Source organism: Bradyrhizobium sp. USDA 4502 (genome assembly GCF_054063355.1).
Genome location: NZ_JBSSGF010000001.1, coordinates 5,469,886 through 5,493,170, shown reverse-complemented (window position 1 = coordinate 5,493,170; position 23,285 = coordinate 5,469,886). Strand labels below are relative to the sequence as shown.

Sequence of the window (23,285 nt, the reverse complement as noted above, 5' to 3'; positions counted from 1 at the left end):
GGCCCGTTCGCGCGCGCCGGACTGGCGGGGCGTCATCGCCGTGATCGTTGCCATGACCGCGATGCGGCTGGTCTACGCCCATGCGCTCGATCTGCGCACCGACGAGGCCTATTACTGGACCTGGTCGAAGGAAAACGTGCTGTCGTTCCTCGACCATCCCCCGATGGTCGCCTGGTTCATCCGCTTCGGCACCGCGATCCTCGGCGACACCAATCTCGGCGTCCGCCTCGGCGGCATCGTCGCGATGCTGGCCACCCAGCTCCTGCTCGCCGACATCGTCCGCCGCGTGACGGCCAACAACGTCCGCGCCGTGATGCTGGCGTTGCTGCTGCCGGAGGCGGCGCTGTATTACGGCCTCTTGATGGCAAAGGTCGCGCCGGATACGGCGCTGATCCCGTTTTCGGTGGCGATGCTGTGGTCGCTGGTGCGGCTTGCGCAAAGCGGTGACGGGCGCTGGTGGCTCGCCGCGGGGTTGTTTGCCGGGCTGGCGCTGCTGTCGAAATTCACCGCGATCATGTTCGCGCCGGCGGTGCTCGCCTTTGCGCTGGTGCCGGATTGGCGCTGGCGCTGGCTGCGCAGCCCGTATCCGTATCTTGCCGCGCTGATCGCGATCGTTGTGTTCTCGCCGGTGCTGATCTGGAATGCCGAGCACGACTGGGCCTCGTTCCGCTTCCAGGCGGTGCGCGCCACCGCCGAGCGCGCCTTCACGCTGCGCACCGTCGGCGAATTCGTCGGCATGCAGTTCGGCCTGGTCGGCTTCGTGCTGCTGCCGGTGACGCTGTTCGGCACCGCGCTGACGGCATGGCGCGGCTATCGCAAGCGCGAGCCGGTTGCGATCCTGCTGGCGACCGCGGTCTTGGTGCCGTTCATCTACTTCCTCTGGAAGTCCTTGACGCTGCGGGTCGGCGACACCTGGCCGATGTTTTTGTGGCCAGCCGGATTTGCGGCGGTCGCGATCAACGTCACGCGGATGCCGTTCGAGGGCTGGTCGGTCGGGCTCGTCAAATCGACGGTGTATTGGGCGCGGACCGCGATCACATCAGGCATCGTGTTCGTCGTCTGCGTCTTCCTCTACTACATGTTCGCGCCGTGGAATCTGATCGGCCGCACCGATCCGATCGGCACCGAGGCGGGCTACGATGTGGTGGCTGCGCGCACGCTGGCGCAGGTTGAGGCGACCGGCGCGACCTGGGTCGCGACAACGGATTATCGCACCTATGCGATGCTGCGCTGGTTGCTGCGCGGGAAGGTGACGGTCATCGAAATCAACGAGCGCGGCCGCTTCCAGGGCTTTGCCGATCCCGGCATGAGCAAGATCCGCGATCACGCCGGCATTTATGTCGGGCGCGAGCCCGAGAACAATCTGCCGCTGTGGAGCGAGACATCAGCGGTGCGCCAGCCGCTGGAGCGCGTGACGCGCAGCTGGCGCGGCATGGTGATGGACACCTATGCGCTGGAGAAGATCAGCGGCTGGACCCCCGATCTGTCGCCGCCGCCGGACACCACCTTCTTCCGCTGGCGCGTGCTGGCCTCCTCCTTCTCCCCGCTTGCGGGGACGAGACGATCAGAGCTCGCTCTGCGAAGGTCGGGATGAGGGGGAGTCTCCACGGGGACGGCGAGAATTGGTCTCGCGGAGACTCACCCTCACCCGGAATTTGCGCTTCGCGAAAATTCCGGCCTCTCCCCGCAAGCGGGGCGAGGCAAGCACCTCATTCCTCTTCCTCGCGCTTGCGGATCAGGTCTTTCGCGAGATCCGTCAGCGCCGGGCGCGGCAGGGCGTTGAAGGGAAGCGGGCGGGTGACGTCGATCGCGGCGAGGCCAAGCCGGGCGGTCAACAGGCCGTTGAGCATGCCTTCGCCAAGGCGTTGTGACAGTTTTGCCGCGATGCCGTGACCGAGCATCTGCTGGATCAGGCTGTCGCTGGCGGCCATGCCGCCGGTGATGGCGAGATGCGCGACGACGTGGCGCAGCAGGCGGATCATGCCGAGCGCGCCGGGCCGGCCGCCATAGAGCCGCGCCAGCTGCCGGATCATCCGCAAGCTCGCCACGAACACGAACAGCACGTCGAACAGCGCGCGCGGGCTGACCGCGGTGACGACCGAGACGCGCTGCGCGGCGGTCGATACGAGCCGTCGCGCTTCCTCATCGAGCGGTGTCATCAGCTCGCGCTCGGCGAGGCGGATCATGTCGGCGCCGTCGATGATGTCGTCGGTGTGGCTCTGCAGCGCGCTGCGGGCGCGAGCGAGCTGCGGGGTCTGGTGCGCGAGCTTGAGCAAATCGGCGACGATCACCCGGCTTGCGGCGCGGTCGTCGCTGATCAGCACCTCGGCGGCGCGCAGATGCAGCTTCTCGATCGTCGCAAGCCTTGCCAGGCCGACGAGCTCGCGCGTGGTCACGACCGCGAGCGCCACTGCGGCGATGACGGCGAGCGCGAGCCCGAGGAAGCCGAGGCCTTCATTGCGTGCGAACAGGTCCTCGACGAGGTTGAGGACGCCAAGCCCGGTGCCGAGCACCACGAGGCCCGCGACCGCGCTCCAGAACAGCGTGCCCCAGCGGAAGCCGCGGCGCGCCGGCACCAGCGGCGTATCGACCGGGACCGGAAGCTGCGCGGGCTCGGCCTCAGGCACGATCTGGATCGTGCCGCGGGTGAGGCGGCCGCCGTCGTCCGGATCCATCACGACCACGCCGGGATCGTCGAGCTTGAACGTCGCCGGCCGCCGCGGGGGCGTCTTCTCGTTCATTGCAGTTTGTCTCCGATCAGGAACTGGAGGGCGCGGTCAAGGCGGATGTGAGGCAGCACCGGCTCTGCATCGCCGTTTCGTTCCAGCTTTGGCGGACGGAAGCGCAGGAAGCGGTAGTCTACGGCCTCTGTGTCCGAGCTTGAGAGGCCGCGGAAACCGCCGTTGAACAGCTCCTCCGGATTATCGGGCAGGTCGCCCGGAAAGGTCGCAACTTCCGTCTCGCCGTCGAGCCGCTCGCCATTGGCGACCTCGCCCGGCGCCGGCGTGCCGAGGATCGACGGCAGCCGGTCGCGCCCGCGCTGGACCTGCGCCTCGCGCGTGGCGCGCACCGCGGCGAGCGCGACGACGTCGATATCGGCGCCGGCATATTCGGCGCGCTCGGCGGCCTTGGCCACGATCCGCCGCAGCACGGCCTCCAGCCGGTCGTGGCTCTGGTGGTGCAGATGGTCGGCCTTGGTAGCGGCGAAGAGGATGCGGTCGATGCGCGGCCGGAACAGCGCGCTCAGGATCGTGCTGCGGCCGATCCGGAAGCAGTCGAGAATGCCGGCGAGCGCGGCCTCGAGATCGTGCAGCGCCTCGGGGCCGGCATTGAATGCGGCGAGCGCATCGGCCAGCACGATCTGGCGGTCGAGCCGCGCGAAATGATCGCGGAAGAACGGCCGCACCACGACGTCCTTGTAGGCCTCGAAGCGCCGCCGCATCATCGCCCACAGCGAGCCGTCGGATGCGCTGCCGCCTGCGGGCACGTCGAGTGGCGCAAAGGTCAGTGCCGGCGTATCGGCGAGATTGCCGGGCATCAGGAAGCGGCCGGGCGGCAACAGGCTCATCGCGAAGCGTTCGTCGCGGCAGGCGCGCAGATAGTCGGTGAACAGGCGTGCTTCGGTCAGCGCGGCCTGCTCGTCCTCTTTGGCCTCTGGCTTCAGCGTCGCGAGATGGGCGTGCCAGGGTGCCGCGAGTTTTGCGCGCAGCGGCTCGCGCGACAACGCAAGGCTCTCCGCCGACCATTGCTCGTAGCTCTTGTTGAGCAGCGGCAGATCGAGCAGCCACTCGCCGGGATAGTCGACGATATCGAGGGTCAGCGTGCGGTCCGCGCCATTTTGCCGCTGATACTCGATCACGAGACGGAGCTCGGAGATGTCGGTGGTCGAGCTCGGCCAGGTCCGCTCCTCGACCAATGTCCGGACATGGTTCTCATAGGCGAAGCGCGGCACCGCATCGTCGGGCTGCGGGGCGAGATAGGCGCGCGCGATCCGCCCCGAGGCATAGACCTCGAACACCGGGAAGCGGCCGCCGCGGGTCAAACCGTGCACCAGCGCGGTGATGAACACGGTCTTGCCGGCGCGCGACAGGCCGGTGACGCCGAGCCGCACCGTCGGGTTGAAGAAGCCCTCGCCATAGTCGAGCAGCGCCCGCGCCGAGAGACGGGCTTCCTCGACGATATCAGTGAAGCTGGGGGGCATGGAGGGTTAACGATAAACCCGGCAGGAGGGACCAAAAGGGCGGGCGATCACCCGCAAGGTGGCGATTATCGGGCCAAAATCAAGCTTCACATTTCCGGCGCCTTTGCAGGCGAGGGGTTGTCGGGGGGCACGGGAATTGAAAGCGTCTCACCACCCGCGCTCCCCATCGTCCATCGGCCCACGGGAAAGCCTGCATGACGGTCTTCCGCCTGAAGCAACTTGCCTCGACCTCGATCCACGCGGCCGGCGCCGCGCTGTGGAACTACGACCGTGCCGAGCTGATCGCCGACGGCGTCGTCCATCTCGTCGGCGTCGCTTTCGGGCTGGTTGCCGCCACCGCGCTGATCGTGCTGACCGCAGTCTATGCCGGCCCGTTCGACATCGCCGTGGTGTCGGTCTATGTCGCCGGCCTGCTTGCAATGCTGGTGCTGTCGGCGACCTATAATCTCTGGCCGGTGTCGCGCGCCAAATGGGTGCTGCGGCGCTTCGACCATTCCGCGATCTATCTGCTGATCGCCGCGACTTACACGCCGTTCATCGTGGAACTGAAGGACAGCACCTTCGCGATCGCGCTGCTGGTCGGGGTGTGGTGCGTGGCGATCGTCGGGATCTGGCTGAAGTTGCGCTATCCCGGCCGCTTCGACCGGCTCTCGATCGGGCTTTATCTCGCGATGGGCTGGAGCGGCATCATGCTCTACGACCGCGTCGTGAAGGCGCTGCCGGCGATGGCGCTCGGCTTCGTGCTGGCCGGCGGCATCCTCTACAGCCTGGGCGTGATCTTCCACTCCTGGCGGCGGCTGCGTTTCCAGAACGCGATCTGGCACTGCTTCGTGCTGCTCGGGGCTGCCTGCCACTACACGGCGGTGTTTGACGTCGTGCTGGCGAGCTGAAGTTCTCGCCATCTGCGGCGAATGGGCTATCATGTTTCGTGATAGGCGCATTCAGCCCTCACACCGTCACCCTGAGGAGCCGCGCAGCGGCGTCTCGAAGGGTCGACGGCCACCAGCCGGGCCGTTCATCCTTCGAGACGCGCGTCGCGCTCCTCAGGATGACGGAAGGCGCAGGGCAGCATGGGCAAGGCAACAACGTACGAGCAAAGATATCGGGAGGATGGCCATGCAGGTGGCAGGTAAGGTTGTGGTGGTCACCGGCGGTGGCAATGGCATCGGCAAGGCGCTGTGCGAGGCGTTCCATGCCGCGGGCGCATCGAAGGTCGTGGTCGTCGACCTCGATCATGGCGCGGCCGAGAAGGTCGCGGCCACGGTCGGTGGTGCCGCATTCAAATGCGACGTCGGGCAGGAGAAGAACATCCTGCATGTGATCGACGAGACCGAGCGCATGTTCGGCCCGATCGCGCTGTTCTGCTCCAATGCCGGCATCGGCGGCGGCTTCGATCCGCTGTCGGTGAACGCCGGCGGCACCTCGGACGAGCCGTGGTCGCGGAGCTGGGCGATCCATGTGATGGCGCATGTCTATGCCGCGCGGCATCTGGTGCCGCGCATGAAGACGCGCGGCGGCGGCTATTTCCTCAACACGATCTCGGCCGCGGGCCTCTTGTCGCAGGTCGGCAGTCCGGCCTACTCGACCACCAAGCACGCCGCGGTCGGCTTTGCGGAAAACCTCGCGATCTCGCACCGCGCCGACAACATCAAGGTCTCGATCCTCTGTCCGCAGGGCGTCGACACCAGCATGCTGCGCTCGATTCCGAAGGGCCCGCAATCCGGCGACGGCGATCTTTCCGCCGAGCAGGTCGCGCAGGATGCGCTCAAGGGCATCGAGCAGGAGACCTTCCTGATCCTGCCGCACCCGCAGGTGCTCGGCTACATGCGCAAGAAGACCGAGAATTACGATCGCTGGATTGGCGGCATGGCCAAGATCCAGGCCAAGATGCGGGAAGCGCACGGTAAGTGAGACCTGTAGCTCGGATGGAGCGAAGCGTAATCCGGGTCGAACGTGCGCGCGTGAATCCCGGATTTTGCTGCGCTTCATCCGGGCTACGATATCGGCCTCGCAACTGAGGCGCCTCACTCCTTTGTGATCTGCGCGATCTTGTCGCGCAGATAGGCATCCATCAAATCGGGCGCCGAGGCGCCGAACATCCTGATGCGGCCGGTGTGCAATAGCAGCAGGAGGCCGGTCGCATGCGCGAAGCAGTCCACCATCACCGTGTTCGCCTTCGACCTGGAGGCGCCGAGCGCCTCTGCGGCTTCGGCGATCGGATGCAGCGCCGCCTCCAGCGCGGCGTTCAGCGCGTGATCGCGGTCATGGCCGAGCCCGGCCGGCTTCATGCCGCCGCGGAACAAATAGAAGCCGAGATCGAGGTCGCGCGGGTTGTCCGCGTAATAGCGGAAGAAGCCCATGCCTGCGGCGTGCAGCTTCTGCTTGGCGCCGCGCGTCGTCGCGACTGCCGCACTGACGGCTTCGCCGAGCGATGCCAGCGATTGCCGCAGCACCTCGGCGTAGATCGCCTCCTTGGAATCGAAATGGAAGTACAGCGCCGCCGGCGTGTAGCCGGCCCGCGTCGCGATCGCCCGCAGGCTCGCGCCCTCGAGGCCTTCCTCCGCGAACACGCTGCGCGCCGCGTCGAGGATCAGCTCCCGCTTGTGGCGGCTGACCGCTTCCTTCCTGCTCTCGCGCATCTGCATGGCCCGGCAAATCCGTTCTTGACTCAATTCTAACAGCGTTAGATAATTTAACAATGTTAGAATAAATGAGCAAGGGAGAAGCGCCATGCTGATGACGGCTGCGGACTACCGGGAATCCCTGCGCCGCTACAAGCCGCGTGTGTTCATCAACGGCGCGGCGGTTGCGAGCGTCGCGGACGAGCCGTTGCTGGCGCCCGGCGTGGCGGGCGTCGGCGTAACCTATGATTTCGCGCTGCAGCCCGAGCATGTGCCGATCATGACGGCGCGGCAGGGTACCTCGGGCAAGACCGTCAACCGCATGCTCCACATCAATCGGAGCTCGCAGGACCTGCTCGACAAGCTTGAGGCGGTGCGGCTGGTGTGCAGGACGTCGGGCTGCGCGCAGCGCTACCTGACCCATGATGCGCTGAATGGTCTCTTTCAGGCGACCAGGCTGGCCGACGATCGCCACGGCACCGATTACAGCCAGCGCTTCCTCAACTATCTGCACGAGGTGCAGGACCAGGATCTGACGCTCGGCATCGCCATGACCGATGCGAAGGGCGACCGCTCGAAGCGTCCCGGCCTGCAGGTCAATGCGGACGTCTACGTCCATATCAAGGAGCGCCGGCCCGACGGCATCGTGATCCGCGGCACCAAGGCGATCGTGACCGGCGCGCCTTACATGCACGAATTCCTTGTCATGCCGTGCCGCACCCATGTGCCTGCCGACAAGGATTTTGCCGTCTGTTGCGCCGTGCCGGTCGATGCGCCCGGCGTCACCATCGTCGCGCGTCCGGCCGGCCGGCCCGGCGATGCCGCGGCGAAATTCTCGGCGAAGTATGGCCAGTCGGTCGGCGTCGTGATGTTCGACGACGTGTTCGTGCCGCATGATCGCGTGTTCCTTGCCGGCGAGACCGAGGAGGGCGGTTTCCTCACCACCTCCTACGCGACGCATCACCGGCATTCCTGCATCGGCGCCCGTGCCGGCTTCGGCGATCTCTTGATCGGCGCCGGCGCGCTGATGATCGAGGCCAACGGGCTCGATGCCGAGAAGCATGCGCATATCCGCGAGGCGATGGTCGAGCTGATCACCATCACCGAGAGTTTCTATGCCTGCGGCGTCGCCTCCTCGGTCTACTGCACGAAGGATCCGGCGGGCTCGGTGATGCCGGATGCGGTGTTCTCCAACATCGGCAAGCTGCTGCTGGCGACCAAGATCTACGACATGCACCGCGTCGCGCACTACGTCTCCGGCGGGCTGATCGTCGCGCTGCCGGGTCCCGACGAGGATCACAATCCGGAAACGCGCGCCTCGCTTGCCGCGGTCATGGGCGGACGTCCCGATATTCCGGCCGAGCAGCGCGCCGAGGTGGCGCGGCTGATCGAGGACCTCACGGTCTCGCACGAAGCCGGCTGGTATTCGGTGATCTCGTTGCACGGCGGCGGCTCGCCGGAGGCGATGAAGCGCGAGATCTGGCGCAACTATCCGGTGATGGAGAAGGCCGAGCTGGTCGTGAATCTGCTCGGCCGCGACCTCGTCGACCAGGGACAACGGGTGTCGAAGCAGCCCGGACGCTGCTGCGCCTCCGGCTGCGAGGCGCCGACGCCGTCAGCGGCGCCCATGCTCGGCGATCCAATGCCCTCGTAATAAGGTTGCGAATATATGTCCAGCCGTCATTGCGAGGAGCGGCAGCGACGAAGCAATCCATATCTCCACTTGCCGAAAGATGGATTGCTTCGCTTCGCTCGCAATGACGTGGCGAGATTGCCGCTCAGCTCTTCTGCGCGTAGAGCAGCGGCACCGCGGAATCGACCATCACCTCGATCAGGCTGGTGCCTTGGTGCGACAGGGCGCGCTGGTAGGCGCCCGGAAGCTCGGCTGATTTCGTCACCCGCACGGCGTCGCAGCCCAGGCCTTCGGCGAGCTTGACGAAATCGATGCCGGGCAGATCGAGGCCCGGCACGTTGCGCACCTGCATCACCTGGCTGAACGAGCGCATCGCGCCGTAGCCGGAATTGTTCAGCACCACGACCGTCAGCGGCAGCTTTCGCTGCGCTGATGTCCACAGCGCCTGGATCGAATACATCGCCGAGCCGTCGCCGATCAGGCAGACCGTGCGTCCCTGACGTCGACCGAGCGCCATGCCGACCGCGGCCGGCAGGCTGTAGCCGAGGCCGCCGCTCGCCATGGTGTAGAAGCTGTCCTGGCCGTGCATCGGCATCGCCTTCTGCATCAGCGGGCGGTGCGACGGTATTTCCTCGACCAGCGCATCATGCGGCCCCATCGCGGCCGAGAGCGCGTGCAGCGCGTATTCGGCAGGGATCGGGTCGCCGGCGGCCGGAGCCGGCGGCAGGACACGGCCAGCCGGCGCGGTGCGTTTCGTCTCAAGCAGCATCTCGAGCAGCGCCGTCAGCGCGGGCTTCATGGTCGCGACGATGCTGTGGCCGGTCGGCGTCATCGCGGCGGCGTCCGGATCGTCGGTGATCTGGAAGATCGTGGTCGAACCGTCGAAGATCGCGGCATGGCCCTCGACATGGAAGGTGAAGACCGGCGCGCCGACCACGACGACGAGATCGTGATCGCGCAGCGCATCGGAGAGCTGGCCCGGCGCGGCATGCAGGAAGCCGGCAAACTGCGGATGCCGTTCGGGGAACGAGCAGCGCGCCGAGAACGGGCTGGCCCAGACCGCGGCCTTCGACTTCTCGGCGACGTCAACCATGAGATCGACCGCCTCGGCCCGATCGACGGCCGGGCCGACGACGAGGGCAGGGCGCTTGGCCTCGCCGAGCGCGGCCACCAGCGCCTGCATCGCGGATGGATCAGGACCGATTTCGCGACTGACCTGGCGCGCGTCGAGCGGCTGTGTCGCATGCGCCCAGTCGTCGATCGGCACCGAGACGAAAGTCGGCCCGCAGGGCGGCTGCATCGCGACATAATAGGCGCGCGCGATCGCGGCGGGCACGTCTTCGGCGCGCGCCGGCTCGACCGCGAATTTCACGTAAGGCCGCGGGAATTCGGAGGCCCGCTCGGCATAGAGGAAGGCCTGCAGCGGCATGATCGAGCGCGCCTGCTGGCCCGCGGTGATCACCAGCGGGGTCTGGTTGCGATAGGCGTTGTAGATGTTGCCGAGCGCGTTGCCGACGCCGGCCGCCGAATGCAGATTGACGAAACCGGCATTGCGCGTCGCCAGCGCATAGCCGTCGGCCATGCCGACGACGGAAGCCTCCTGCAGGCCGAGCACGTAGTCGATGTCGTCGGGCCAGTCGCTCAGGAACGGCAGCTCGGTCGAGCCGGGATTGCCGAACACCTTCTTGATGCCCCACGCGCGCAGCAGGCCGAAGGTGGCGTCCTTGACGGTGACGGTCGTGCCTTTGCTGGCGGCGGGTTTGCGCGAGGACATCGGGCGGCTCCCATTTCTGTCTTGTTACGTTCCGTCATTGCGGGCGGCAAAGCGGAAAGGCAATCCACCTGTCGATGGATTGCCTGACGATGTCAAGCCGCTGGGCCCATAGTTGCCGCGGCAACGGCTGCAATTGCGGCTAGTTGGCCTTCTGCAGCGCGGTGGTCTGCTTGGCGAGCTGCTTGTCGAAATCCTGCTCAAGCCCGGCCACATAGGTGGCATTTTCGCCCGGCTTGACGAACGGGTTCGGCGCGCCGTCCTTCATCTGCGCCCGCTTGGCCTGCATGGCGTAGACCTCCGGATGCGGTCCGAGCAGCACGTCGACCTTCATCGCCTTGACCTTGGTGAAGGTCGAGCGGTAGTCGTCGACGATGCCGGGATAGGTCGGACGGCCGACCAGCCGGTTCAGTGCCACCGTTCCGCTACAGAAGAACAGCACGTTGCGCGCCTGGCTGCTGTCCTTGACCGTGATCTCCCAGCTGGTGCAGCCGGGCGAATGGCCGGGGGTGGTGTGCGCGGTCAGCGTGACATCGCCGAGCGTCACCTTGTCGCCTTCCTTGACGGTGCGGTCGACCTTCACCGGCGTAAAGGCGAGATCGGCGTTGTTCTCGTCGCCCGGATAATAGCCGCCCTCGAGCAGGGGCTTGTCGCGCTCGCCGGCGATCAGTTGCGCGCCGGTCTCCTTCTTGATCTCGGCAAAGCCGCCGGTGTGGTCGAGATGGGCGTGGGTGTTGAGGATGATCTTGATGTCGCGCTCCTTGAAGCCGAGCTTGGCGATGTTGTCCTTGATCATGCCGGTCGACTGCTGCATCGCCGTGTCCATCAGGATCAGCCCTTGCGACGTCTTGATGACGTAGACCGCGATCCCGTCAGTGCCCACATAGTAGATATTGTCGATGAGCTGGAACGGCTCGAACGGCGCGGTCCATTTCTTCATGACAACAGCCATGAAGTCCTTGAGCGTCTGTGCCTGCGCACCGGTTGCGATCAGCGCGAGCGCGCACAGCGCGGCTGCGATCGTCCTCATGGTTGCCTCCCTCTTTGTTGTTGTTCGTGCACGGGCGGCACTATGCGTGCTGGCGACGCCGGCCGCAAGCTGCGGACGGCAAGCCGCAGGGCTGACGGCCGTCCGTCCGGCGCATTCCTGTTCTGCGTTCAGCTCGCGTATTGCGCGATGCCGTGACCGAACGACCAGTTCTCCTTGGCGACCTCGACGAGGTTGATGACAACATCGTCCGGCCGTCCCTGCAGCTGGCTCTGATAGTCGTCCACGATCCGCTTGTAGAACGCCTTCTTCGTCTCGACGGTACGCCCGGCATTCATGGTGATCTGGATGAAGATGAGATCGTCGCTGTAGGTATTGCCGAGATAGTTGTCGGCGTAGTTCAGGTCGCCACGGTCGTGCTCGGTGATGACCTGAAACTTGTCATTCTCGGGCACGTTGATCACCTCGCGCATCGCCTTGTAGACGATCTCGCCAAGGGTCTTGCGATATTCCGCGGGCTTGCCGCGCTTCAGGTCGATACGGACGAATGGCATGGTGGGTCTCCTGTGTGATGCGAGGCTCGGCCCCGCGTGATCGGGATGTACGACGGTGCGAATGGGCATCGTCCGCTTGCGCCGGCGAGGTCGGTGCGTTCAGCGGGCCGCCTTGAAGGCCTCCCAGCGCGCATCGCGCTCTCTCTGATATTTGGGCGTTCGCTCCGCAACCATGTCCGCCCAATGCAGCGGCTTGCCGCAGGACTGGCAGGCCGGACCGAGCCCGGCCGGCTTGCCGCAGACGAGGTGCGTATAGTTCATCGAAAGACCGTCCCTGGGTGATTTGCACCAGGTCTCGCCCCAGGCGCGCAGCGCGAACATGACGGGGAAGAACGCCGCGCCCTTCTCCGTCAGATGATATTCGTGGCGCAACGGACGCTCGTTGTAGACGCGCCGCGTCACCAGTCCGTCCGCCTCCAGCTTCTTCAGCCGCGCGGTGAGCATCTGCGGGGTCGCGCCGGTATAGGCCTGAATCTCCTCGAAGCGATGGTTGCGCGCGAACAGCTCGCGCAGCACCAGCACCGTCCAGCGGTCGCCCACCACGGTCTCCGCGCGCGCCACCGGACACAGCGTTTGGTCAGCAGGATTGCCCTTTGGCCTTGCCATCACGTTTTCTTCATCCAGCATTGTTGCTATGATTTTCATAGCAATATGGGCTATCGTCAAGGCGGGTGCAACGGGCGTTTCCGCCCGGTCCCTCACATTTCAAGGAGCACGCCATGAGTACCGAAGGCAGAAAACCGGGTATCGACATGAAGCTCGAGGTCGTGGCGATTCCGGTGTCCGATGTCGACCGGGCCAAGCGCTTTTATGAAAATCTCGGCTGGCGGCTCGACGCCGATTTCGTTAGGGCGAACCGGTCCCGGGCGCTGCTACTGACGCCGCCGGGCTCGCCGACCTCCATCCATCTCGACAAGGGATCCGCGCTGCCGCGCTTCCTGATCGTGAACGACATCGAGGCGGCGCGTGCCGAGCTGATCGCGCGTGGCGTCGACGTCAGCGAGGTGTTCCATCGCGGGGCGGAGGGCCGCATTAAGGGACCCGATCCGGAGCGGCCGAGCTACGGTTCGCTCGCCACCTTCAACGATCCCGACGGCAATGTCTGGCTGCTCCAGCAGGTGACACAGCGTCTGCCCGGACGCGTCGACGGAAACAGTACGACGTTCACCTCATCGACCGATCTGGCCGCCGCGCTGCGGCGCGCATCGGCCGCCCATGGCGAGCACGAGAAGCGAACCGGCGGGCACGATGCGAACTGGCCGGACTGGTACGCCGATTACATCGTGCGCGAACAGGCCGGGAGCCCGCTGCCGGAGTGACGGATCAAACAGGAGTATCCGTCATGGCGGCGCGAACGATCGCGCAGTTTCGCGAACAGGCCACCGCGCTCGGCGTCAAGGCTGCCGGGGTGTACGCCGGCCGAGTAGGCGGCGTCACGCCTTGAGGCAGGCGCCGCGCTCGGACAAGACCTTCTCGGCCTTCGGCGTCAGCTCGTAGAGGTCGCCGTCCTTGGCGACGTATCCCTCCCTGATGAGCCGGTCGACTTCGCCTTGCACGTCGTCGGCGAAGGCAATGGATTGGGCGATGTCGCAGAGAACCGCGACCTGTTCGTCTCTAAGCATGGCGTCCTCCGTCAGGGCGGGGAACGCGCAAGCCGGGTTTCGGTTCCAAGGGGCCGGATGATACACCCGGCTTTCACCCGGTGAGCTGTGGCTCCGGGTGTTGCATCTTACCCATGCCGCGCATCGAGTACCGGCGCGTAGCCACCGCGGTCTCGGCGAACATGGGCACAGCGCGGGCCGCGGAAGTGGGCGGGTATGACGAGGCGGCCGCTGTCCGCGGCCTCTGCCAGGATCCTCATCCGCGTCTCGCGCGCGAGCTGTGGGTCGGCACAGGATGATGTCGACAGATCGGGCTGGAAGATCTGCACCGGGTTGTGCACGCGCATCGCCGCAAAAGATCGCGCGATGTTGTGCGTAGTCTACCATCAGCCCCATCTGGCCGCTGGTGTGGCCCGGCAGCGGGACCAGCCGCAGGCCCGGTCCCAACTGATGGCCATCGTCGACCAGATCGACACGGCCTGCCTCGACGATCGGTATGACGCTCTGCTCCAGGGCGCGGGCGTGGATCGGCGGAGCACGCCCGGCATCATGCTGCGTCATCCAGTCGGCCAGCTCGCGGCGGCCGAACAGATACCGCGCGTTGGGAAAGGTCGGCTGCCAGCGGCCGTTGTCCTGGTGGGTATTCCAGCCGACGTGATCGACATGCAGATGGGTGCAGAATACGACGTCGATGGCGGCCGGGTCGACGCCGCACGCGCGCAACCGGTCGAGGAAGCCGCTGCCGCGGCGCCGATGCCAGGCCGGAATCTCGGGGATGTCCTTGTGCTCGCCGATGCAAGCGTCGATCAGCAGCGTTCGGCCGCCGGTTCGCACCACAAAACTCTGGATCGCGTGTTTCGCGAGCCCGCGGGCGAGGTCGATGAACACCGGCTCCAGCGTGGCACGATGCGCTTCGATCAAGCCGCGATCGTATCCGGGCAGGAATTCGGCGAGCGGAAGGCCGAAATCGTCGTGGTCGACGATGACGTCGACGGTCGCGTCGCCGATCGCAAATCGCATGACCGCTCCTTCCCGGAGAACCGTGCATCCCAACGCGCGGTCACTATGCAGGGTGGCGCCGTCGATCGCAAGTTGGTGAGCGGCTATCAGACCATGCCGCGCAGCAGGCCGAGCAGGCGGCCGCACTCATCGTCGGTGCCGACCGTGATGCGCAAAAAGTCCTCGATCCGCGGCTTCTGGAAATGCCGCACCAGCACGCCGCGCTCGCGCAACCTCGCGGCGAGATCGGCGCCGCGATGGCTGGGATGGCGGGCGAACACGAAATTCGCCTGCGACGGCAGCACCTCGAAGCCCAGTTCGATGAGGCCACGGACCAGCGCCTCTCTGCTCCGGATGATGCGTTGCCGCGTCTCCTCGAACCACGCCTCGTCCTCGATCGAGGCGACCGCGCCCGCGATCGCGAAGCAGTCCAGCGGATAGGAGTTGAAGCTGTCCTTCACCCGCTCCAGCGCCTCGATCAGCGGGCGCTGGCCGATGGCGAAGCCGACCCGCAGGCCCGCCAGCGCGCGCGATTTGGAGAGCGTCTGGATCACGAGCAGATTATCATGGCGCGCGACCAGCGGTACCGCGCTCTCGGCGCCGAAGTCGACATAGGCCTCATCGACCACCACCAGCCGGTCGGGATGCTCGGCGAGCAGCGCCTCGATCGCGGCGCGCGGCAGCGCGGTGCCGGTCGGTGCGTTCGGATTGCACAGCAGGATGGCGCTGCCGGGCCGCCGGTAGTCGGCAAGGTTCACCCGCATCGCGGCGTCGAGCGGCACTTGCGCGTAGCTGACGCCGTAGAGGCGGCAATAGACCGGGTAGAAGCTGTAGGTGATGTCGGGAAACAGCAGCGGCGCATCGTGCTTCAGCAGCGCCGGGAACGCGTGGGCCAGCACCTCGTCCGAGCCGTTGCCGACGAACACCTCGTCCGCCGCGACGCCGTAGCGCCTCGCGATCGCCTCACGCAGCGCGGTTGCGCGCGGGTCCGGGTAGAGCCGCAGGCGATCCGTGGTCGCTGTGATCGCCGCCACCGCGCGTGGCGACGGCGGGTAGGGATTTTCGTTGGTATTGAGCTTGATAAGGCCGTCGATTTTCGGCTGCTCGCCGGGCACGTATGGCGACAGATTGTGGACGACCGAACTCCAGAAGCGACTCATGATCTGCGATCCAGGGATGAACGCGATCACAATAAGGAATACGAGGCGCTGATGAAAGCGCCTCTTTATTCCCTCGCATCATGACGCGCGTCGTGCTCGCGCGTTACCAGGTCGCCGTGCCCTTCATGGTCGGCTGGCCCTCGGCATTCGCGGTCCACAGCTCCATGCCGCCGTCCTTGTCGCTGGCATTGATCGAGAACTCGCTGCCCTCGAACAGCGGCTGCACGCCGCGATAGGCGAGCTTCTTCGGCGGCTTGCCGCCGCGCAGCTTGGCGGCGAACTCGACGATGAAGGAAGCCTGCAGCGGGCCGTGGAAGATCAGGCCCGGATAGCCCTCGACCTTGGTGACGTAGTCGCGGTCGTAATGAATGCGATGGCCGTTGAAAGTCAGCGCCGAGTAGCGGAACAAGAGCACCGGGTCGGAGACGTGGCTTTCGCGATGCTGCGCGACCGGGGGAGGCGGCGGCGCCTTGGCGGGCGCTGCGCCTTGCGTGCTCGTCATCTCGCGATAGACGATGTCCTGCCGCTCGCGCACCGCAAGCCCGCGCGAGGTCGTCACCTCGTGATTGACCGAGACGAAGCACAGCGTGCCGGTCGAGCCCGATTTGACCGTGACGTCGACGATCTTCGAGGTGCGTTTGGCCTCATCTCCGATGCGCAAGCTGTCGAAGAATTCGAGCTCGCCGCCGGCCCACATCCGGCGCGGCAGCGGCACCGGCGGCAGGAAGCCGCCGCGGGTCGGGTGGCCGTCGGGGCCGAGCTGCGACATCGGAAACACCGGCTGCGCCAGGCACCAATGCGTGGTCCACGGCGCGGCGTCACCGGCCTTCGGCTCGCCGATCTCCTGGAACAGCGTCGCGCGCAGCCCCATCACGAGATATTTGGTGACGACGTCGGAGGCCTCCGTGGTCTTGCCGATCCATTGGCGGAGATGATCGAGGTCGAGTTTGTCGCTCATGATTGTGTTGCCCGGGCAGGAGGGATTTCAGGAACGTCTGGTGCGCTCGCCGATCGCGGGCACCTTGCCGTAGTGCCTGTCCTCGCCGACCACGATCGCGGCCGGCGCCGGATAGCTGACCTTGCCGTTCGGCGTGTCGACCTCGACGCGGCGCAGATGCGGATGTTTCGCGAGGTCGTCCATGCTGTTGACCTCGGCAAAGGCAATGTCGGCCTCGGCGAGCTTCGCCAGCAACTCCTCGCGCGTCAGCTTGCCGAAGCTGTCGCTGACGATCTGGTCGGTGACGGCGCGGTTGCGCACGCGCTCGACCATATTGGCAAAGCGCGGATCGTCAGGCAGGCCGGGCTGGCCCAGCACCTTGGCGCAGAGCGTCTTCCACTCGCGCTCGCTCTGGATCGAGATCAGGATCTCCTTGCCGTCCTTCGAGCGGAACACGCCATAGGGCGCGATCGAGGGATGGGCGAGGCCGATCCGCTTGGGCGACTTGCCGTCCTCGGCATTGAGCAGCGGCACGGTGAGCCAGTCGGCCATCACGTCGAACATCGAGATCCGGATGTCGGCGCCGTCTCCGGTGCGACCGCGACCGATCAGCGCCTCGAGGATCGCGGCATGCGCAGTGGCGCCGGTCGCGACGTCGACGATCGACATGCCGACGCGCGAGGCGCCCTCGGGGCCGCCGGTGATCGAGGCAAGGCCGCTCTCGGCCTGGATCAGGAGGTCATAGGCCTTGCGGTCGGCATAGGGGCCGGTGTCGCCATAGCCCGTGATCGTGCACATGATCAGCTTCGGATAATCCTTGCGCAGCCGCTCGCGCGAGAAGCCGAGCTTGTCCATCGAGCCCGGTTTGAGGTTCTGCAGCAGCACGTCGGCACCGGCGATCAGCTCTTCCAGCTGCGCGCGGCCTTCCTTGGTGGCGAGGTCGACCACGGCGGAATCCTTGCCGCGGTTCAGCCAGACGAAATAGCTGCTCTGGCCCTTCGCCGCGGCGTCGTAGCCGCGGGCGAAATCGCCCTCGGGCCGCTCGATCTTGATGACATGGGCGCCGGCGTCGGCGAGGCGTGACGAGCAGAACGGCGCGGCAACCGCCTGTTCGACGGCGATGACGGTCAATCCCTCAAGCGGCAGCATGATCAAGCAACTCAGTAGGAGCGGGGCATGCCGAGCACGTGCTCGGCGACGTAGGACAGGATCAGATTGGTCGAGATCGGCGCCACTTGGTAGAGCCGGGTCTCGCGGAACTTGCGCTCGACGTCGTATTCCTCGGCAAAGCCGAAGCCGCCATGGGTCTGCACGCAGGCGTTGGCCGCTTCCCAGGAGGCATCGGCCGCCAGCATCTTGGCCATGTTGGCCTCGGCGCCGCAATCGAGACCGGCTTCATATTTGCGGGTGGCTTCCTTCACCATCAATTCGGCCGCGCGCATCGAAGCGTAGGCCTTGGCGACCGGGAACTGGATGCCTTGATTCTGCCCGATCGGCCGCCCGAACACGCTGCGCTCCTTGGCGTAGTTGGTCGCCTTGGCGATGAACCACTTCGCGTCGCCGACGCATTCGGCCGCGATCAGGATGCGCTCGGCGTTCATGCCGGACAGGATGTAGCGGAAACCCTTGCCTTCCTCGCCGATCAGATTCTCCGCCGGCACCTTCATGTCGGTGAAGAACACTTCGGTCGTGGCGTGGTTCATCATGGTGCGGATCGGGCGGATCTCCAGCCCCTTGCCCTTCACCTCGCGCATATCGACGATGAACACCGAGAGACCGTCGGTGCGCTTCTTCGACTGCTCCTTCGGCGTGGTGCGCGCCAGCAGGACCATCAGGTCGGAATATTCGGCGCGGCTGGTCCAGATCTTCTGGCCGTTGACGACGTAATGGTCGCCCTCGCGGCGCGCGAAGGTTTTTAGCGACGACGTGTCGGTGCCGCTGGTCGGCTCGGTGACGCCGAACGCCTGCAGCCGCAATTCGCCGGTCGCGACCTTCGGCAGATACTTCGCCTTTTGCGCGTCGTTGCCGTGCCGCAGCACGGTGCCCATCGTGTACATCTGGGCGTGGCAACCGCCGCCATTGCAGCCGGCGCGTTGGATCTCTTCCAGGATCGCCGCCGCCGCCGACAGCTTCAGGCCGGCGCCGCCATATTCCTCGGGGATCAGCACCGAGAGATAGCCGGCCTCCGTCAGCGCATCGACGAATTCCTTCGGATAGGCCATCTGGCGATCGAGCTTGCGCCAGTATTCGCCGGGAAACTGCGCGCAGAGCTTTGCCACGGCGTCGCGGATGTCGGAATGGTCGTCGGTGTGTTGTTCGTGTGCGGTCATTGTTTCGTCTTGCCGAGAGGTTGCGCCAGAGCGTTTTCGAGCGAAGTGGAAATCGGTTCGCGTGAAGAAAACGCCCGCTGTTGTGGGGCCCCGGTAAACTCCCTATGCTGTTTTGTTATAGCGTATGAACCTGCCTTCCAGGATTGGCAAGTATGGATTTCCGCCAGCTTAGGACCTTTGCGTGCGTCGCGGAACTCGGGAGCCTGAGCAAGGCATCCGATACCCTGCGGGTCGCGCAGCCGGCGCTGAGCCGGCAGATCAAGCTGTTGGAACACGAGCTGCGCACCGAATTGTTCACGCGCAACGGCCGCGGCATGGTGCTGACCGATGCCGGCCGGCTGCTGCTGGCGCGCACCAGCGGTATCGTGCGGCAGATCGACCAGATCCGCGACGACATCCAGTCCGCCGGCGGCGCGCCGTCCGGGCGCGTCGTGCTCGGGCTGGTGCCGACGGTGAGCTGCGTGCTGTCGGCGCGGCTGGCGCGGCGCACGGTGGAGCGCTACCCCGGCATCTCGCTGTGCATCGTCGAGAGCTACAGCGGCCATCTGATCGAGTGGCTGCATCGCGGCGAGATGGACCTTGCCGTGATCTACGGCCCGTCGGTCGATCTGCATCTGGCGGTGCAGAGCCTCGGCCGCGACAGCATCGTCGCGGTCGGCCCGCGCGGCAGCGGGCTGAAGCCGAAGAAGCAGGTCGACTTCGGCTGGCTGATGCGCCAGCGCCTGGTGCTGCCAAGTCATTCGCACGGCCTCCGTGCGCTGCTCGAACATGCCGCGGCCAAAAAGAAGATCGATCTCGACGTCAAGCTCGAGGCGGATTCGTTTCGCGTGCTGACCAGCCTGGTCGAGGAGGGGCTCGGATATACCTTGCTGCCGCCGTCCTCGGTGCGCGCCGAGGTGGCGGAGGGCCGGCTCGAGACCGCCGCCATCGCGCGGCCGGCGCCGCGGCGCGAGCTGACGCTGGCCTCGCCGGTCGAGCATCCCGGCTCCAACGCGATGACGCTGATCGCGAAGCTGTTGCGCGACGAGGTCGCCGCGCTGCGCGCCGAGGGGCTCTGGGATATCCAGCTCGCCTGAGCGCGGCTTCGCATCAGCTCACCTTGAAGCCGAGATGGCCGCGGAAGCGGTTCTTCAGGTAGGCGCCGTCGCGCGGCGGCAGCGCGCGCTCGACTTCGCCGGCCGCGATCCGGATCCGCGCCAGCCGCGGGCCGCCGCCGAGATCGCGCAGGCTGGTGCGGAATTTCTCGATGCCGGCCATGTCGGCGATCTCACAGACATTGCCGATGCCTGCGCCGCTCGCAATCACTTCGAGCCTGGCGCCGAGGCCGGAGTGACTCGGCTGCATGCCGGTCTCGCCGAAATGGCCGTTGTCGAGCACCGCGATCGAGAGATTGCCGGGCTGCTTGGTCGCGATCGTCAGCAGGCTGCCGATCCCCATCAGCTGCTCGCCGTCGCCGGTGATCACGAGCACCGGGCGCTTCGGTTGCGCCAGCGCGAGGCCGAGCCCGACCATCGCCGCGCCGCCCATCGCGCCCCACAGATAGAAATTGCCGGGATGCTCGCCGGCGTCGAACACGTCGTAGGAGGAGGAGCCGAGCCCGGAGATCACGAGCAGATCGCCGCGGTCGGCGAGCAGCGCCTTCACGGCGGCGCGGCGATCGAGAGTGCCTGTTGATGCCGACATCAGTGCGTCTCCCTGGTCCACTTCTTGCGGCCGATCATCCGCTGCGAGATCAGCACCGCGACCTGCTGGTCGCCGTCATAGGCGAGCGAGGCGGCGGCCGAGATCACCTCCTCGGCATCGTCGGGGTTCTCCAGCCGCAGCACCGTAGTGCCCATGATCTCGAACGCCTGCGGCGTCGCCCGGCCCATCGGGATCTGCCAGGGATTGAATTCGGCCCATTCGCCGCGCATCGTCACCAAGGTCAGCAGCGGGAAACGGCAGCTCGCCATCAGCGACAGCATGTTGACGCAATTGCCGACGCCGCTCGATTGCATCAACAGCACCGCGCGATCGCCGCCGAGCCAGGCGCCGGCCGAAAGCGCCACGCCCTCTTCCTCTGTCGTCAGCACCGTGGTCTTGATGTCGGCATCGGCGTGCGACAGGTTGATCAGCTTGGAATGTCCCGCATCGGGAACGTAGGACACCTGTGCCACGCCAAAGCTCTTCAGCGTGCGGTAGATCGCAACCGGCCAGTCCCGGCTGGTCGCGCTGTCCTGGTGAACGGCAATCTGGTCCATCATGGCCTCGGCGGTAGCGTTTTCGAACGAACCGGGTACCGGTTCGCGAAGAAAAACGCGTCAATACAAGGGACGCGCATTGGCGCGTCCTCACACCGCTGGCTTTAAGCCAGGTCAGGGGTTTATTCTCTTCGCATCTGGCTCGCCCAGCTATGCCGGAATTTTATAGGGCCAGGGTTTTGCAGGGCCGACGCAAGCGAAATGGCGGCTGGAGCCGGCTGCGTCCTTTGGTCGGGTCGAATGACAGCCCCATTACGGCCTAAAACGACGCTCTATGCTAGAAGATGCCGGTTGGCGGCAGCGCCGGCTTCATTTTCAAGGCTTCATTTCGCATATCGATATATCCGTCGCATTTTCAGGGATCAGGGCATGATTGTCCGAGATCGGTTTCGCGGCCTCTTCCCAAAGTATTTTCTCGCACTGTTCCTGGCCGTCGCGCTTCCGCTCGTGATCAACGGGTCGATCGAAGCCTGGTTCGGTTACCGCGATCAGCGCGCAAGGCTGGACCAGTTGCTCGGTGTTCAGGCGACTTCCGCGGCCGCTGAAATTCATAACTTCATCTCCGACATTGCAAGCCAGCTTGGCTGGCTGGTCCAGCTTCCTTGGACCGACGAGGCCGACGAGGGGCGCCGAACCGATGCGTTGCGTCTGTTTCGTCAAGCGCCGGCCGTCGTCAGCCTGACACTGATCGACAACAATGGGTTGGAGCGTCTCTACGTCTCACGGGTCGGCCTCAATCGAATTGAAAGTCGTATCGACCGATCGGCTGAACCTGCGCTGGTCGGCGCCCACGCGCGCCAGGTTTGGTTCAGCGATGTCAGCTACAACAGAGGCTCAGAGCCGTATTTGACCATTGCGCTCGTGGGTAACCGATCCGCGGTCGGCGCAGTCATCGCCGAAGTCAATCTCAAGCTGATCTGGGATGTCGTATCGGCGATCAAGGTGGGAGAGACCGGCCTCGCCTTCGTGCTGGACCGGCCGGGCCGCCTCATTGCCCATCCCGACATCAGCCTCGTCCTCCGCGGGCTGGAAGAAACAACCTCTCAGCCGTTTCGCACCATACGCGACGCGATCGGCCCGGGAGCGGGCTTTGCAACGGGCCGCGACGGACAGGGACGTCCGGTTGCCGCCCGCGCGGCTCCTGTAACAGGTCCCGATTGGACCGTCGTGGTGGCGCAGCCGCTCTCCGAGGCTTACGCCCCGATCTATGCCGCGTTGCGACGGACCACAGTGCTTCTCGCAGGCAGCACCGTATTTGCAGGGCTGCTCGCTTATGCATTCGCGCACCGGATGACCGAGCCGATCAGGCTGCTCGAGGAGGGGACGGAGCGGATCGGCGCCGGATCGTTCGAGCACCGCATTTCGATCCAGACCGGGGACGAATTTCAGCGTCTGGCAAGCAGCTTCAACAGGATGGCCGGCGAGCTCGCGCTGGCGCAGCAGCACCAGGAGCGGATCGCGAAGCTCAAGCGGTTTCTCGCGCCTCAAGTCGCCGATCTCGTCGATCGTGCCGGCGATGACAGCGTGCTTGATGGCCGCCGCACCGATGTCGTCGTTGTGTTCTGTGACTTGCGCGGATTCACCGCGTTTTCCGCAGGCGTCGCTCCCGAGGAGGTCATGAGCGTGCTGTCCGAATATTATGAGGTTCTGGGCAGGGTCATTGCGCGGTTCGAAGCAACGCTCATCAGCTTCTCGGGAGACGGGCTGATGGTGCTGGTGAACGCACCCGTGCCGGTCGAGGAGCCGGCGCTGAGAGCCGTCGACCTTGCGACCGAAATGCAGAAGCGCGTGCAGGGCTTGATCGGCGGCTGGCGGTCGCGGGGCTACCAGGTTGGCTTTGGAATAGGGCTTGCAAGTGGATCGGCGACGGTTGGGCGGATCGGCTACGAAGACCGGCTCGATTACACGGCCATCGGCAGTGTCGTGAATCTCGCCGCCCGCCTGTGCGCATCTGCCGCAGATCGGGAAATCCTGATGGACGCAGGGACCGCCGCAAGCGTCAGAGGCAAGCGCTCCCTCGAGGATATCGGGAGTCGGCAAATCAAGGGCTTCGATGACGCCATTCCGGTGTTCGGAATATCTTTTTGATGTGCGTTGGCAGATGCCGACCGGAGCGGTTCGGTGCAGTCCATTGGCGACTGGCTTCGGATCGTGGGATATACTTCCGCCGACGGCGAACGCCAGCGGGTCGATAGAGCATGAGTTGCGCTCACTCTCGTGCAGCCACATCCCACGGACGCGGCAGCCGGC

At 65.8% G+C, this 23,285-nt stretch carries 21 protein-coding genes; 7 read left to right on the top strand and 14 right to left on the bottom strand.

Going from position 1 to position 23,285, the window contains the following annotated elements; genetic code table 11:
* The first annotated feature begins 52 nt into the window (after positions 1-52).
* Positions 53-1,594, top strand: a complete 1,542-nt coding sequence (locus tag ACVW1B_RS25625) for a glycosyltransferase family 39 protein (protein ID WP_310880309.1) — start codon at positions 53-55, stop codon at positions 1,592-1,594.
* 115 nt (positions 1,595-1,709) lie between these two features.
* On the opposite strand, the gene ACVW1B_RS25620 is transcribed toward ACVW1B_RS25625, so the two are convergent.
* Both ACVW1B_RS25620 and ACVW1B_RS25615 read right to left on the bottom strand, forming a co-directional pair.
* A complete protein-coding gene (locus tag ACVW1B_RS25620; RefSeq protein WP_310880194.1) occupies positions 1,710-2,741 on the bottom strand; it encodes a YcjF family protein in 1,032 nt (343 codons plus the stop codon).
* Positions 2,738-4,201: a YcjX family protein gene (locus tag ACVW1B_RS25615; RefSeq protein WP_456822392.1), complete on the bottom strand. Its 1,464-nt coding sequence runs from the start codon at positions 4,199-4,201 to the stop codon at positions 2,738-2,740. Before ACVW1B_RS25615 ends, ACVW1B_RS25620 begins: the two co-directional genes overlap by 4 nt.
* Before the next feature lie 194 nt (positions 4,202-4,395).
* Here ACVW1B_RS25615 and trhA point away from each other — a divergent pair, with 194 nt between their 5' ends.
* Positions 4,396-5,091: a PAQR family membrane homeostasis protein TrhA gene (gene trhA / locus ACVW1B_RS25610; protein WP_057019273.1), complete on the top strand. Its 696-nt coding sequence runs from the start codon at positions 4,396-4,398 to the stop codon at positions 5,089-5,091.
* Between the two features lie 226 nt (positions 5,092-5,317).
* Positions 5,318-6,112, top strand: a complete 795-nt coding sequence (locus ACVW1B_RS25605) for an SDR family oxidoreductase (protein WP_225160543.1) — start codon at positions 5,318-5,320, stop codon at positions 6,110-6,112.
* A 113-nt stretch (positions 6,113-6,225) separates the two neighbouring features.
* On the opposite strand, the gene ACVW1B_RS25600 is transcribed toward ACVW1B_RS25605, so the two are convergent.
* The gene (locus ACVW1B_RS25600) at positions 6,226-6,840 is read right to left on the bottom strand and encodes a TetR family transcriptional regulator (RefSeq protein ID WP_456822391.1); all 615 of its coding nucleotides are present in this window, start codon (positions 6,838-6,840) and stop codon (positions 6,226-6,228) included.
* 91 nt (positions 6,841-6,931) lie between these two features.
* Here ACVW1B_RS25600 and ACVW1B_RS25595 point away from each other — a divergent pair, with 91 nt between their 5' ends.
* Positions 6,932-8,476 carry a 4-hydroxyphenylacetate 3-hydroxylase family protein gene (locus ACVW1B_RS25595; RefSeq protein ID WP_456822390.1) on the top strand — a complete coding sequence of 515 codons (1,545 nt, stop codon included), beginning with the start codon at positions 6,932-6,934 and terminating at the stop codon, positions 8,474-8,476.
* A 124-nt stretch (positions 8,477-8,600) separates the two neighbouring features.
* Here ACVW1B_RS25595 and mdlC read toward each other — a convergent pair whose 3' ends face one another.
* The 4 genes from mdlC to ACVW1B_RS25575 form a co-directional block, all read right to left on the bottom strand.
* Complete coding sequence (mdlC, locus tag ACVW1B_RS25590; RefSeq protein WP_456822389.1) at positions 8,601-10,229, bottom strand: benzoylformate decarboxylase; 1,629 nt, start codon at positions 10,227-10,229, stop codon at positions 8,601-8,603.
* Between the two features lie 139 nt (positions 10,230-10,368).
* Positions 10,369-11,256 (bottom strand): BJP family subclass B3 metallo-beta-lactamase, encoded by an 888-nt coding sequence (blaBJP, locus tag ACVW1B_RS25585; protein ID WP_456792761.1) that lies wholly within the window; start codon positions 11,254-11,256, stop codon positions 10,369-10,371.
* Positions 11,257-11,384: 128 nt separating this feature from the next.
* Complete coding sequence (locus ACVW1B_RS25580; protein WP_456792760.1) at positions 11,385-11,768, bottom strand: tautomerase family protein; 384 nt, start codon at positions 11,766-11,768, stop codon at positions 11,385-11,387.
* A gap of 99 nt (positions 11,769-11,867) precedes the next feature.
* Entirely contained in the window at positions 11,868-12,374 is a 507-nt protein-coding gene (locus tag ACVW1B_RS25575) for a winged helix-turn-helix transcriptional regulator (protein WP_456792759.1), read from the bottom strand.
* Between the two features lie 113 nt (positions 12,375-12,487).
* On the opposite strand from ACVW1B_RS25575, the gene ACVW1B_RS25570 reads away from it, so the two are divergent.
* Positions 12,488-13,087 (top strand): VOC family protein, encoded by a 600-nt coding sequence (locus ACVW1B_RS25570; RefSeq protein ID WP_456822388.1) that lies wholly within the window; start codon positions 12,488-12,490, stop codon positions 13,085-13,087.
* Between the two features lie 114 nt (positions 13,088-13,201).
* Here the strand turns inward: ACVW1B_RS25570 and ACVW1B_RS25565 are convergent, their stop codons facing one another.
* The 5 genes from ACVW1B_RS25565 to ACVW1B_RS25545 all read right to left on the bottom strand — a co-directional run bounded on the left by ACVW1B_RS25565 (position 13,202) and on the right by ACVW1B_RS25545 (position 18,795).
* Positions 13,202-14,389, bottom strand: coding sequence for an MBL fold metallo-hydrolase (locus ACVW1B_RS25565; RefSeq protein ID WP_456822387.1), 1,188 nt, complete (start codon positions 14,387-14,389; stop codon positions 13,202-13,204).
* An 86-nt stretch (positions 14,390-14,475) separates the two neighbouring features.
* Positions 14,476-15,528, bottom strand: coding sequence for a histidinol-phosphate transaminase (gene hisC, locus ACVW1B_RS25560; protein WP_456822386.1), 1,053 nt, complete (start codon positions 15,526-15,528; stop codon positions 14,476-14,478).
* A gap of 103 nt (positions 15,529-15,631) precedes the next feature.
* The gene (locus ACVW1B_RS25555) at positions 15,632-16,486 is read right to left on the bottom strand and encodes an FAS1-like dehydratase domain-containing protein (RefSeq protein ID WP_157347131.1); all 855 of its coding nucleotides are present in this window, start codon (positions 16,484-16,486) and stop codon (positions 15,632-15,634) included.
* 27 nt (positions 16,487-16,513) lie between these two features.
* Complete coding sequence (locus ACVW1B_RS25550; RefSeq protein WP_057019286.1) at positions 16,514-17,614, bottom strand: CaiB/BaiF CoA transferase family protein; 1,101 nt, start codon at positions 17,612-17,614, stop codon at positions 16,514-16,516.
* Positions 17,615-17,625: 11 nt separating this feature from the next.
* On the bottom strand, positions 17,626-18,795 hold the full coding sequence (locus ACVW1B_RS25545) for an acyl-CoA dehydrogenase family protein (RefSeq protein ID WP_057019287.1): 1,170 nt from the start codon (positions 18,793-18,795) through the stop codon (positions 17,626-17,628).
* Positions 18,796-18,947: 152 nt separating this feature from the next.
* Here ACVW1B_RS25545 and ACVW1B_RS25540 point away from each other — a divergent pair, with 152 nt between their 5' ends.
* Positions 18,948-19,871: a LysR substrate-binding domain-containing protein gene (locus ACVW1B_RS25540; RefSeq protein WP_028334965.1), complete on the top strand. Its 924-nt coding sequence runs from the start codon at positions 18,948-18,950 to the stop codon at positions 19,869-19,871.
* A gap of 13 nt (positions 19,872-19,884) precedes the next feature.
* On the opposite strand, the gene ACVW1B_RS25535 is transcribed toward ACVW1B_RS25540, so the two are convergent.
* Positions 19,885-20,478, bottom strand: coding sequence for a thiamine pyrophosphate-dependent enzyme (locus tag ACVW1B_RS25535; RefSeq protein ID WP_456822385.1), 594 nt, complete (start codon positions 20,476-20,478; stop codon positions 19,885-19,887).
* Complete coding sequence (locus ACVW1B_RS25530) at positions 20,478-21,038, bottom strand: thiamine pyrophosphate-binding protein (RefSeq protein ID WP_310880182.1); 561 nt, start codon at positions 21,036-21,038, stop codon at positions 20,478-20,480. Before ACVW1B_RS25530 ends, ACVW1B_RS25535 begins: the two co-directional genes overlap by 1 nt.
* Positions 21,039-21,404: 366 nt before the next feature.
* Between ACVW1B_RS25530 and ACVW1B_RS25525 the strand changes: the two genes are divergently transcribed.
* Positions 21,405-23,123: an adenylate/guanylate cyclase domain-containing protein gene (locus ACVW1B_RS25525; protein ID WP_310880308.1), complete on the top strand. Its 1,719-nt coding sequence runs from the start codon at positions 21,405-21,407 to the stop codon at positions 23,121-23,123.
* Positions 23,124-23,285: the final 162 nt, after the last annotated feature.